Below are 12,421 nucleotides of genomic sequence, written 5' to 3' on the forward strand. Positions count from 1 at the left end.
CTTCGATGACGGATGCCGCCGGCGAGCGCCGGCAAGCCCTTCAGTCTAGCGGCGGTCGCGGCATCCGTCGCCTGAGGACGGCCGCGGGCCGACGTCGGTCGGAGGAGGGCCGCCCGCGTGAGGCCTAGACCCGCAGGTACCGCCGGATCGCGATCGCCGCGGACACCGCCGCGAGCAGTACCCCGACCGCGACGAGCAGCGGCACCACAAGCAACGCGTCATCGAGTCCGACGAACGTGAACGAGAGCGAGTCGGCGAGGTAGCCCTGCACGAAGAAGGTCACGATCGCGACCACCGCCCCGCCGGCGAGCAGTGATCCGAGCAGCCCGGCGAAGATGCCCTCGAGCACGAACGGCGTCTGGATGAACCGGTTCGAGGCGCCGACGAGCCGCATGATGCCGAGTTCCTTGCGTCGCGAGAACGCCGAGAGTCGGATCGTCGTGGCGATGAGCAGGGCCGCGGCGACGAGCATGACCGCCGCGACCGCGATCGCCGTGTAGCTCGCGGCGTTCAGGACGTCGAAGATCTGGTCGAGGTAGCGGCGCTGGTCGACGACCTGCTCGACGCCCGACATTCCGGCGAGGCTCTCCACCAGAACCGCCGACTGCGACGGATCGGTGAGGTTGACCCAGAAGGTCTCGTTGAGCACGTCGGGCGTGACGTAATCGGCCGCAGGGGTGCCGGCGAACTGCTCCTGGAAGTTCGCGTACGCCTGGTCGCGGTCCTCGAAGTAGTACTCGTCGATGAACGGCGCGAGCGTGTCGCCGCGAAGCTGGGCCTCGACGGCCTCCTTCTGCTCGGGCGTCGCCTCGCCGTCGACGCAGCCCTCGGTGGTCGACACGGCCGTGCACAGGTACACCGCGACCTGCGCCCGGTCGTACCAGTAGCCGCGCATCTGCGCGATCTGCAGCTGCAGCAGGGCCGCCGTGCCGACGAACGTGAGCGAGACGAACGTGACGAGCACGACCGAGATGACCATCGTGGCGTTGCGGCGCAGGCCGTTCGCCGCCTCGGCGAGCACGAGACCGAACCTCACTTCACCGGCCCCACTTCCTGGTCGTCGTCGCCGGCGCGCGGGCCGGCAGGGCTGCGAAGGCCGAGGCGCTCGGCGAGCGTGAGGTGCGCGGACTTCGTGCTCGCGGGTGCGGCCGGCCTTCCGGGTGGGCCGTCGCGACCGTCCCCGTCGGAGTCGTCGCCGTCGGACGCCCCCTCACCCGCCCGGACCTTCGTCGTCAGCGGCTCGACCGGCATCGTCGCGGCGGCCGTGATCTCCGCCGCCTCGTCGGTGACCGCGTCGCGCTCCTCGGGCTCGACGTACAGCGGCGGGGCCTCCTGCATGACCTTGCGGGTGACCTTCGGCGCGGCGACGCCGACGGTGCCCGTGTCCATCGGGGTGCCGGTCGATGCCTCCTCAGCGGCCTGCGCCGCCGATTCGGCCGTGGCCGGGGAGCGCTTGGTCGCGCGCTTCTTCCTGGCCGTCGGTCGCTTCGCCGTCGCCGGTGCGGTCTCGGCGACGGATGCCGCGGCATCCGTCGACTCCGTCGAACCCGTCTCCGGGGACGCCAGCCCCGATTCGTGCAGTGCCTCCTCCGCGCGGATCGAGGCGACGACCGCGACGGCCGTCGCCTCCCCCGTCGTGGTGGCGACCGGAGCCGGCTCGGCTCCGGCCCGCTCATCGGACGGCTCCGGGCCGGCTGCGTCGGTCGCGCGGTCCGACGGAGCCGCATCACCCGCCGGGATCGCCCCGACGACCGACGTGACGGGGGGCGCGAGCGTGCCGCCGACGGCGTAGCCCGCGCTGCGCTCGTCGCGGACGACCTCGCCGGAGCTCAGCTCGATCACGCGACGCTGCATCTGGTCGACGATGCCCGCCTCGTGCGTGGCCATGACGACGGTCGTGCCGGACGCGTTGATCCGCTCGAGCAGTGTCATGATGCCCGCGCTCGTGACGGGATCGAGGTTGCCCGTCGGCTCGTCCGCCAGCAGGACCTGCGGCTTGTTCACGATGGCTCGCGCGATGGCCACGCGCTGCTGCTCGCCGCCGGAGAGCTCATGCGGCATCCGCTTGCCCTTGCCGTCGAGGCCAACCAGCTTCAGCGTCTCGGGCACCGCGGACTGGACGAACCCGCGCGACTTGCCGATGACCCGCAGGGCGAATGCGACGTTCTCGAAGACGTTCTTGTTCGACAGCAGCCGGAAGTCCTGGAACACGACGCCGAGGTTGCGGCGGAAGTACGGGACCTTGCGCGTCGAGATCGAGCGGAGGTCCTGGCCGAGCACGTGGATGCGACCCGCCGTCGGTCGGTCCTCCTTGAGGATCAGGCGGAGGAAGCTGGACTTGCCCGACCCCGACGCACCGACGAGGAACACGAACTCGCCGCGCAGGATCTCGACCGTGATGTCGTCGAGCGCGGGTCGAGCCTGTCCGGGGTAGGACTTGGTGACGGAGTCGAAGCGGATCATCGCGTTCGAGCGTAGGCGGCATCCGCTCGAAACGGGGCAGCGACACCGGAAAACGTCCGGCCGCGCGCCGATGCGCCCGAGTCAGGCGGGCAGTGCGGCGAGCTCGGTCGCGACCTTCGTGCCCCAGGCATCGATCGCGTCCCAGTCGCGGAAGTCGCCCTCGGGCAGCGCGTCGTTCGCGGGCATCCAGCTCACGATGCGGTCGGGACCACGCAGGTGCTCGGTGTCGAGCGCGCCGAAGAACACCATCGTCCCCCGCGGGTGGACGAGGTCCTCGAACTCGGCGAACTCCTTCGGGGCGGCGCCGGCGAGCACGTCGTTGCCGTCCTTGTCGACGCGCTCCGTGCCGAGCGGGCCACTGGAGAACAGCCAGACCGGTCGGCGCTCGAGCAGCTCGTGGTTGTGGCGGACGAACTGGCGCGCCTCCTTCCGCCACTTGCCGAGGTAGGCGGCGCTGCCGATGACGAAGGCATCGAACCCTTCGGGGTACTCGACGTCGTCGCAGTGCTCGATGTCGACCTCGTGGTCGGCGTCGCGAAGCCGATCGGCGATCCGGTCGGCGATGCCCCGCGTCGCGCCGTACTTGCTCGAGTACGCGACCAGCACGCGCATGATGCTCACTCCCCCCGGTGGAACGCCCGTCGTCCCACAGGGGTGAGGCTAGACCGCGCGCTCTCGCGCGAGCGGTGCCGAAGGTCCCGCGCCCGCGCCCGCGCCCGCGCCACGGCGCGCACGCGCCCGGGCCGGCGCGTCAGCGGATCAGTCAACCTTCTGCTTGCGCCAGCGGATGCCGGCCGCGATGAGGCCGTCGAGATCGCCGTCGAACACGGTCGCCGGGTTGCCGACCTCGTAGCCGGTGCGGAGGTCCTTCACGAGCTGCTGGCCGTAGAGGAAGTAGGAGCGCATCTGGTCGCCCCAGCTCGCGGTGATGGTGCCGGCGAGCTCCTTCTTCTTCGCGGCCTCCTCCTCCTTCTTGAGCAGGAGCAGGCGGGTCTGCAGGACGCGCATCGCCGCGGCGCGGTTCTGGATCTGCGACTTCTCGTTCTGCATCGAGACGACGATGCCGGTCGGGATGTGCGTGAGGCGCACGGCCGAGTCGGTCGTGTTCACCGACTGCCCGCCGGGGCCCGACGAGCGGAAGACGTCGACGCGGATGTCGTTCTCGGGGATGTCGACCTCGACGGCCTCCTCCATCACCGGGATGACCTCGACGGCGGCGAAGCTCGTCTGGCGCTTGTCGGCGGAGCCGAACGGGCTGATGCGCGCGAGGCGGTGCGTGCCCGCCTCGACCGAGAGCGTGCCGTAGGCGTACGGCACGTCGATCTCGAACGTTGCGGACTTGATGCCCGCACCCTCGGCGTAGGAGGTGTCCATGACCTTGACCGGGTACTTGTGACGCTCGGCCCAGCGCAGGTACATGCGCATGAGCATCTCGGCGAAGTCGGTGGCGTCGTCGCCGCCGGCGCCCGAGCGGATGGTGACGACCGCGCCGCGCGCGTCGTACTCGCCGTCGAGGAGGGTCTGCACCTCGAGCTGGCTGACGGTCTCCTCGAGTGCGGCGAGCTCCTTGCGCGCCTCGACGGCCGACTCCTCGTCCTCCATCTCGTTCGCGAGCTCGACGAGCACCTCGAGGTCGTCGATGCGACGCTCGACCTCGGTGACGCGCTTGAGCTCGGACTGGCGATGGCTGAGCGCGCTCGTCACCTTCTGCGCATTGGCGGGGTCGTCCCAGAGGGAGGGCGCACCGGCCTCCTCGGAGAGCCGGGCGATGTCGGCCCGGAGGGCGTCGACGTCGACGACGGCGCGGATGTCGCTGAAGGTGGTTCGCAGGGCGGAGATCTCCTGCGTGAGGTCAAGATCCAACATGGCCCGTCCAGCCTAGTGGGCCGGGCCGTGAGCGGCCTGCGCGGCGGATGACGGCGGGCGGGCGTACGATCGCAGGCGATGACCGCCGACACCGCCGACCCGTTCTCGTGGCGGTCGATCGTCCTCCCGGCGTACCTGCCGACGCTGCTCTTCTCACTCGGCGAGGGGGCGCTCATCCCCGTGATCCCGGTCGTGGCGGTCGACCGTGGCGCCTCGCTCGCACTGGCGGGCCTCATCGCGGCGATGCTCATGGTCGGCGAGCTCGTCGGCGACCTCCCGGCCGGATGGCTCGTGGCGCGCGTCGGCGAACGCGCCGCGATGATCGGGGCGTCGGCGCTCGCCGTGGCCGGCACGCTCCTCGCGCTCCTCTTGACGACCGGGTGGGCGCTCGCGGTCGGCGTCTTCCTCCTCGGACTCGCGACGGCCGTGTTCGGGCTCGCCCGACACGCGTTCCTGACGAGCTACGTGCCCGCCCGCGTGCGCGCCCGCGCGCTGTCCACGCTCGCCGGCGTGTTCCGGGGCGGCTGGGCGATCGGCCCCTTCACGGCGGCCGCGATCATCGCGTGGACCGGATCCGCGACGGCGGTGTTCTGGGTCCTCATCGCGGCGTGCGCGGCGGTCGTCGCCGTGCTGCTCGTCCTCCCCGACCCCGAGCGCGTGTTCGGCGCGGCGCTCCGGGTGCGTGCCGCGTCCGCGGGGAATGGCGACGACGCCGCGACCGTGGAGCAGGGCCGAGCGGATGCCGCGGGCGGCATCCGTCATGCCATCGTCGCGTATCGCGGCGTGCTCGGGCGGATCGGCACCGGGGTCGGGCTGCTCGCCGCGCTCCGCGCGAGCCGCACCGTGATCGTGCCGCTGTGGGCGGTCTCACTCGGGATGCGCCCGGACGCCGCGGCCCTCGTCATCGGCATCGCGGCGACGGTCGACTTCGCGCTGTTCTACGTGAGCGGCCACGTCATGGATCGGCACGGCCGGCTCTGGAGCGCGATCCCGGGGCTCGTCGGCCTCGCGGCCGGCCACCTCGTGCTGTCGGCCACGCACGACGTGCCGGGTGCGGTCGCCTGGTTCATCGGGGCCACCATGCTGCTCGGCGTCGCGAACGGGCTCTCGTCGGGCGTCATCCTGACGCTCGGGGCCGACCTCGCTCCCGCGTCGAACCCGGCGCCGTTCCTCGGCGCGTTCCGCACCATCGCCGACGCCGGCGGCGCCGCGGCGCCGCTCGCGATCTCGGCGATCACATCGGCGCTCTCGCTGGTGGCCGCCGCGGCGGCGATGGGCGTGCTCGGCCTCGTGGGCGCGGGCATGCTGTGGCGGTGGATCCCGCGGTACGTGCCGCGCGCGCCGCGGCATCCGTCGCCCGAGCCGCCCGAGCCCGACGCGGCGTGGACTCCGGCCGCCGACGTCTGAGCCGCGGCTCGATCGCTCCGCGCGGGCCGGATGGCCCGGAACCGCACGCACCCACGGGGTAGCGTCGCGATCGAGGCGGTGGGTCGGCCAGCGCCGGGACGGGGGCGGCGTGCGGGCCGTGGTCATCGGAGCGGGGATGGCGGGGCTCGCGAGCGCGCGGCAGCTGGCGCTCGCGGGGTGGGAGGTCGACGTGCTCGAACGCGCACGGGGTCCCCGTGCCGACGGGTACATGATGGACTTCTTCGGCCTCGGGTTCGACGCCGCGGAGCGGATGGGGATCCTCCCGCGGCTGCGCGGGGTCGCCTACCGGATCGGCGCGGTGGAGTACGTGGACGCCCGGTCGGGGAAGCGGACCGCGAGCATCGACTACGACCAGTTCGCGAAGGCCGTCGACGGGCGCCTGCTCAGCCTCATGCGCCCCGACCTCGAACTCGTCCTGATCGAGGCGCTCGCCGACGCTCCTGCGGACTCGGTGCGGGTGCACTACGGCGCGCCGTACGACGTGGCCGAGGCACGCGAGGGCGGCACTGGGCTCGGGGGGCGGCTCGCGGGCGCCGACCTCGTGATCGGCGCCGACGGCATCCACTCGAGCGTGCGGCAGGCGCTGTTCGGCGACGAGTCGCAGTTCCTCCGGCCGCTGGGGCTCCGGGCGGCGGCGTACGTGATCGAGGGGGCGCCCGACCTGCACGCCCAGTTCGACGGCCGGTTCGTGCTGACCGACACGGTCGACCGCCAGGCCGGGATCTACGGCCTGCGCGACGGGCGGGTCGCGGCGTTCCTCGCCTACCGCGAGGAGGCGCACGCCGGCGTCGACCCGCACGAGGACGCGCCGACGCGCCTGCGTCGCGTGTTCGGCGGGCTGTGGCATCCGATCGACCGACTGCTCGAGCGCTGCCCGCCGCACCCGTACGACGACGTGGTCGCGCAGGTGGTCCTGCCGCGCTGGCACCGCGGCTCGACCGTGCTCGCGGGCGACGGATGCCAGGCCGTCTCGCTCCTCGCCGGGCAGGGCGCGTCGATGGCGATCGCCGGCGCCGAACTGCTCGGCGGACTCGTGGGGCCGTGCCGCGATGCCGCCGCGATCGAGGCGGCGCTCGGCGAGTACGAGCGCCGGTGGCGACCGGTGGTCGAGGAGAAGCAGGCGGCCGGACGCCGCGCCGCGAACACGTTCCTGCCGCCCGACCGGTTCCGGCTGCTGCTCCGGCGGTGGGCGCTGCGCGCGTCGTCGCTGCCCGTCATCGACCGGCTGGTCATGCGATCCATCGCCGGCGGGACCGGGCTGAAGGGCGGGACCGGAGTGTGAGCGTCCACGGCGTGCTGCTCGACCTCGACGGCGTGTTCTACGTCGGCGACCGGCCCGTGCCCGGCGGTGCCGAAACGGTCGCGTGGCTCGTCGAGCGCGGAATCCCCCACCGGTTCGTGACGAACACGACCTCGCGCCCGCGGCGCGACATCATCGCGAAGCTGGCGGCCATGGGCGTGCGGGTCGACGTCGACGAGGTGCTCACGCCGATCGTCGCGGCGGCGGCCTGGCTCGCGGCGGAGGGCTGCCGTCATCCCGCCCTCTTCGTGCCCGAGGCGACCGCGGCGGAGTTCGCGGAGCTCGGCGTGACCGGGGTGACGGCGTCCGGGTCCACGGCCGCGGATGCCGTCGTCGTCGGCGATCTCGGCAGCGGATGGGACTTCGCGACAATGAACCGGGCCTTCCGGCTGCTCGCCGAGGATCCCGGCATCCCGTTCGTGGCCCTCGGGCTCACCAGGTACTGGCGGGCCGAGGACGGGCTGCGCCTCGATGTCGGCGCCTTCGTCCGGGGCCTCGAGTACGCCGTCGGGCGCGAGGCCGTGGTGCTCGGCAAGCCGGCCCCGGCCTTCTACCGCGCCGCCGTCGACTCGCTCGCCGAGTCCCCCGACGAGGCGGTCATGGTCGGCGACGACATCCGGTCGGATGTCGAGGGCGCGCAGCGCGCCGGACTGGCCGGAGTGCTGGTCAGGACCGGGAAGTTCGAGCCGAGCGACCTCGGTGGCGCGGTCGAACCCGATGCGGTGCTCGATTCCATCGCCGAGCTGCCCGAATGGTGGCGGAATCGGGCGTCGGACGACGGTTTCGACGAATCCTCGACCTGAACCTTGACACCGCGAGCGGCCCGCGGCCAAGGTGGCCCGTAGGGTCCGCACGCGCCAGAAGTGTGGCGATCTGGTACGCACGACGTCGTCGTCACCACTCCCCTCTGGCCGGCAGCCGGACCGGAGGGGTCGTCATGACTGGAAACCGTTCCACCCGAACCCGGATCGCCCTCGGAACCGCCGCGGCCGCGGTCATGGCCGCGATGCTGAGTCCCATCGGCGCGAACGCCGCGGAGGACGATGTCGGCTCGCTCGACATGTACACCGCGGAGGTCAGCGCGGAGGAGGCGGCCGACATGGCGGCCTCCGGACTCGACATCGCGGCAAGCAAGGCGTCCGGGAAGGGCGTCGAGCTGCAGCTCATCCTGTCCGAGGAGGAGGCGAAGGGGCTCTCCGCGCGCGGCATCGACGTCAAGGTGACGAAGGGCAAGGGCGGCAAGTCGGCCAAGCAGATGGCCGAGGAGCAGGCCGCGTCGGGCTACGACGTCTGGCGGTCCTACGACGAGCCGGGCGGCATCCGCGACCAGATGTACAAGCTGGCGAAGGACAACCCGCAGCTCGTCAAGCTCGTCGTGCTCGGCGAGACCTACGAGGGCCGCGAGATCATCGCGCTGAAGCTCACGCAGGGTGCGAAGGGCCAGAAGGACGGCTCGCGACCGGCGGTGGTCTACAGCTCGACCCAGCACGCGCGCGAGTGGATCGCGGCCGAGACCAACCGACGGCTGCTCAACTGGTACGTCGACGGGTGGCGGTCGAACAACAAGGAGGTCAAGGACCTCCTGAAGACGACCGAGCTCTGGTTCCTGGTGGTGGCCAACCCCGACGGCTACCAGTACACGTTCGACCACGAGCGACTGTGGCGGAAGAACCTCCGCGACAACGACGGCAACGGCGAGATCACGCGCGGTGACGGCGTCGACCCGAACCGCAACTACCCGGAGCACTTCGGGTACGACGAGGAGGGTTCATCGGCGCAGACGTCGAGCGAGACCTACCGCGGCCCGTCGCCGGGCTCCGAGCCGGAGACGCAGGCCATGATGGCGCTGTTCGACCGGGCGCACCCCGAGTTCCAGGTCAACTACCACTCCTTCGGGCAGTGGCTGCTGTACCCGGAGGGATGGCAGATCGGCACGCCGAGTGCGGACGATCCCATCTACTACGCGCTGTCGGGCAACCTCGACAACCCGGCGGTCGACGACTTCGAGCCCGGCCTGTCATCCGACGTGCTCTACGTGACGAACGGTGAGACGACCGACTTCGCGCACGTGTCGCACGGCACGCTCGCGTGGACGCCGGAGCTCGGCGAGGGCGACGCCGGCGGCGGCTTCGTGTTCCCCGACGACGAGGCGCAGGTGCAGGCCGAGTTCGAGCGGATCCTGCCGTTCTCGACCGATGTCGCGAAGTCGGCGAAGGACCCGGCGAACCCGGTGTCGCACCTCGGCAACGAGACGAAGCCGTTCTACCTGGAGAGCGACGACGACTACAAGGTCGGGCTCCCGCAGTCGAACTTCACGTTCGAGTACTCGTACGGCGACCCGCAGGAGGTGCGCGTCCTCGCGAAGCGCAGCCTCGGCGACGTGACCGTGAAGTACGCGATCAACGGCGGCGGCGCGCAGAGCGCATCGACGTCGGAGTGGAACGGCGGCGACCGCTACGGCGGCAACACCGACGTGTACTACCACGTGATGAGCGGCATGGTGACGGGAACGAATCCCGGTGACTCCGTCGAGGTCTGGTTCGAGGGCGGCGGCGAGGTGAGCGACTCGTTCACCTACGAGGCCGTCTCCGAGTCGGACGCCGACGTGCTGGTGCTCGCGGCCGAGGACTACACCGGCGCCTCGCCGGGCGCGCCGCACCCCGGTCCGGCGTACCTCGAGTCCTACACCGACGCACTCGAGGCGAACGGCACGAGCTACGACGTCTACGACGTCGACGCCCGAGGCCGTGTCGCCGCAGACGCGCTCGGCGTGCTCTCGCACTACGACGCCGTCATCTGGTACACGGGCGACGACATCGTCACGCGCGACGCCGGGCGGCCCGGTGGCAACGGCCAGCGCCTGGCGATGGACGAACTGCTGAACGTGCGCGACTTCATGAACGAGGGCGGCCAGGTGCTCTACACGGGCGACTGGGCCGGCAGCCAGTTCACGCCGAACGTCGGTACGCAGCTCTACGACCCGACGTCGGCGAACGGGCAGTGCGTGGCCGGCGGAGTCCAGGTGATCGACCGATGCAAGCCGCTGGGCGGTTCCGGTGACGGAACGAACGACGTGCTGCAGTACTGGCTCGGTGCCTACGTGGCGGTCGACTCGGCCGGGCTCGACGACCAGGGCGATGCGCTCGACGCACTCGGCGTGGATGTGCCGCTCGAGGGCCTCAGCTGGGGCTTCAACGGCACGGACAGCGCGGAGAACCAGTTCCACACGAACTCGTTCATCACGACGAGCGGCGTGCTGCCGGTCTCCGACTACCCGCAGTTCGAGAGCTGGGTCGCGGCCAAGTGGGATCGCCCGGGCGGACCCTACGCGCCGCACACGGGCGACTACTACCTGTACTCGCAGCTGGGCGACGTCTCGTACAAGCAGGTGATGCGCACGATCGACGTGCCGGCCGGCGGCGCGACGCTGGACTTCTGGACGTCGTACGACACCGAGGCGGACTGGGACTACACGTTCGTCGAGGCGCATACGCCGGGCATGGACGACTGGACGACGCTGCCCGACGCGAACGGGCACACGTCTCAGGACACGGGTCAGAGCTGTCCGGCCGGGTGGGGTGATCAGCTGCACCCGCAGCTCGACCACTACCAGACGCTGAACGCCGACGGCACCTGCAGCCCGACCGGGTCGGGCGACGGCGTGTGGAACGCCGCGTCCGGCAACTCGGGCGGCTGGCAGCAGTGGTCGATCGACCTCACGCCCTATGCCGGCGGCCAGGTCGAGGTCGCGCTGTCGTACGCCAGCGACTGGGCGACGCAGGGCCTGGGCGTGTTCTTCGACGACGTGGTGGTCTCCACGGGCGAGGGGTCGACCTCGTTCGAGACGGAGGACCTCGACGGCTGGTCGATCACCGGCCCCCCCGCGGGCAGCTCGCCGAACCCGAACAACTTCGTCCGCATCACGGCGGGCGGGTTCCCGGAGGCCGCGGTCGTGGCCACGCCGGGCTCGCTCTACGCGGGCTTCGGGTTCGAGGGCATCACGGATGCCGCGACCCGGGCGGAGTGGATGGGACGCGCGCTGGACCACCTGCTGGACTGACCCGCGGTTCGGAGCACCGCACCGGGCGGCCGGCGACCTTCGGGTCGCCGGCCGCTCCGCGTCGTCGTTCGTCGCCGCCCGCGCCCGTCGGCCGTGTCCGCCCGCGCACGTTGCGGGTCCGACGGCACCGGGGTAGCCTCTGCGGCACGTCGGTGCCCGTCCACCGAACGGCATCGGCATCGACATCCCCGGGGGGAAGCCATGTCAGCCATCCGTTCACTGCTCACGCTCGCCGCGGCCGCGCTGCTCCTCAGCGCGCCGGCCGCCCCGGCCGCCGCCGTCGGGGGGCCGCCGGAAGCGTTCGATGACCCGTTCGCGTTCACAGGTCCGGACTTCACGAACGGGTTCGTCGTCTTCATCAACACCACACGCGACGAGTTCTGCACCTCCGAGCAGGTCGCGCGGGAACAGGCGATCGTCGATTGGATCGAGGGCGGGATGGTCGATCCCTTCCCCGAGTGGGCGCTCGAACGGCCCGCCGGCATCGAGACGTGGACGCCCCAGCTCATCGCCACGCCGAAGGGGACCATCGGGCGTCTGTCCGTATCAGACCAGGTCATCGAGCTCTGGTGGCTGGACGACGAGATTGACGCCCCCGGCGTTGGGGCGTGCCTCGACACAGACGACCGGAGCGAACGGTTCGCGGTCGGGACGGCGGACGTCAGGGCGATGGTCACCGACTTCTTCGGCGAGGGCCTGCGCGCGGCGTCGCTCGATCGATTCAGCGGTACCGCCGACCTGGTCGGCGACGACGGCCACGAGTACGGTTACCGGTTCCTCTGGCACCAGCTCCTGCCATGCACCCTGGATCCCGGGCCGCGATGCGAGCTCGCCCGGTTCACCCTCACCCCGCAGTGACCTGCGGAGCCGCAACTGGGCGCGTCCGCCCCGTCCGCGAACCAGGACGGTCAGTGGAGCAATCCGGTCCGCTTCATCCACAGGTCGCGCGATCACGCCCCGGCATCCACCCGTCGAGCCCTATCGTGGGCCGCATGCCGACCGCCGACCGTTCGTCATCCGTGACTCCGCACCGATGCTCCCTGCCCTCGGTGAACGCCCACCCGGCGGGAACGATCTGGGAATGCCTCGACTGCGGTGCCCGCTATCGGCGCGTGAACCGGACGGGGATGCAGCCCAACGCGATGTGGGACCACGACCCGATGTTCCGGCTGCGCCGGGCGGTCATCGTCGGCATGATCGGCGTCCCCATCGTGCTCGTCGCGGTCGTCCTCGTCATGGCGGCGACGCGCGCCTGAGCGCTGTGCATGCACGTCGACCGCGCGGAGCGCATGACGAGCGGGCGA

Annotated in this window: 10 protein-coding genes; 6 read left to right on the top strand and 4 right to left on the bottom strand. The window is 71.5% G+C overall.

The annotated features are described in order from the left end of the window. Positions 1-124: 124 nt before the first annotated feature. From ftsX to prfB, 4 genes are all read right to left on the bottom strand, one after another. The gene (gene ftsX / locus ACSJD1_RS08750; RefSeq protein ID WP_438854923.1) at positions 125-1,036 is read right to left on the bottom strand and encodes a permease-like cell division protein FtsX; all 912 of its coding nucleotides are present in this window, start codon (positions 1,034-1,036) and stop codon (positions 125-127) included. Further along, positions 1,033-2,463 carry a cell division ATP-binding protein FtsE gene (ftsE, locus tag ACSJD1_RS08755; RefSeq protein WP_438854924.1) on the bottom strand — a complete coding sequence of 477 codons (1,431 nt, stop codon included), beginning with the start codon at positions 2,461-2,463 and terminating at the stop codon, positions 1,033-1,035. Before ftsE ends, ftsX begins: the two co-directional genes overlap by 4 nt. Before the next feature lie 81 nt (positions 2,464-2,544). Continuing rightward, the gene (locus tag ACSJD1_RS08760) at positions 2,545-3,075 is read right to left on the bottom strand and encodes a flavodoxin domain-containing protein (protein ID WP_438854925.1); all 531 of its coding nucleotides are present in this window, start codon (positions 3,073-3,075) and stop codon (positions 2,545-2,547) included. Positions 3,076-3,222: 147 nt separating this feature from the next. Beyond that, entirely contained in the window at positions 3,223-4,329 is a 1,107-nt protein-coding gene (gene prfB / locus ACSJD1_RS08765) for a peptide chain release factor 2 (protein ID WP_438854926.1), read from the bottom strand. A 78-nt stretch (positions 4,330-4,407) separates the two neighbouring features. On the opposite strand from prfB, the gene ACSJD1_RS08770 reads away from it, so the two are divergent. The 6 genes from ACSJD1_RS08770 (at position 4,408) to ACSJD1_RS08795 (ending at position 12,373) form a co-directional block, all read left to right on the top strand. Continuing rightward, the gene (locus tag ACSJD1_RS08770) at positions 4,408-5,736 is read left to right on the top strand and encodes an MFS transporter (protein ID WP_438854927.1); all 1,329 of its coding nucleotides are present in this window, start codon (positions 4,408-4,410) and stop codon (positions 5,734-5,736) included. A gap of 118 nt (positions 5,737-5,854) precedes the next feature. Then, the gene (locus ACSJD1_RS08775) at positions 5,855-7,039 is read left to right on the top strand and encodes an FAD-dependent monooxygenase (RefSeq protein WP_438855046.1); all 1,185 of its coding nucleotides are present in this window, start codon (positions 5,855-5,857) and stop codon (positions 7,037-7,039) included. Further along, a complete protein-coding gene (locus ACSJD1_RS08780; RefSeq protein WP_438854928.1) occupies positions 7,036-7,860 on the top strand; it encodes a TIGR01458 family HAD-type hydrolase in 825 nt (274 codons plus the stop codon). The genes ACSJD1_RS08775 and ACSJD1_RS08780 overlap by 4 nt, the downstream gene beginning before the upstream one ends. 134 nt (positions 7,861-7,994) lie before the next feature. After that, positions 7,995-11,117, top strand: a complete 3,123-nt coding sequence (locus ACSJD1_RS08785; protein WP_438854929.1) for a M14 family metallopeptidase — start codon at positions 7,995-7,997, stop codon at positions 11,115-11,117. A gap of 201 nt (positions 11,118-11,318) precedes the next feature. Continuing rightward, positions 11,319-11,975: a hypothetical protein gene (locus ACSJD1_RS08790; RefSeq protein ID WP_438854930.1), complete on the top strand. Its 657-nt coding sequence runs from the start codon at positions 11,319-11,321 to the stop codon at positions 11,973-11,975. Between the two features lie 134 nt (positions 11,976-12,109). Then, complete coding sequence (locus ACSJD1_RS08795) at positions 12,110-12,373, top strand: hypothetical protein (protein WP_438854931.1); 264 nt, start codon at positions 12,110-12,112, stop codon at positions 12,371-12,373. Positions 12,374-12,421: the final 48 nt, after the last annotated feature.

The sequence above is a fragment of the Agromyces excoecariae genome, from assembly GCF_051715505.1.
In the GTDB taxonomy this organism is placed as follows: Bacteria; Actinomycetota; Actinomycetes; order Actinomycetales; family Microbacteriaceae; genus Agromyces.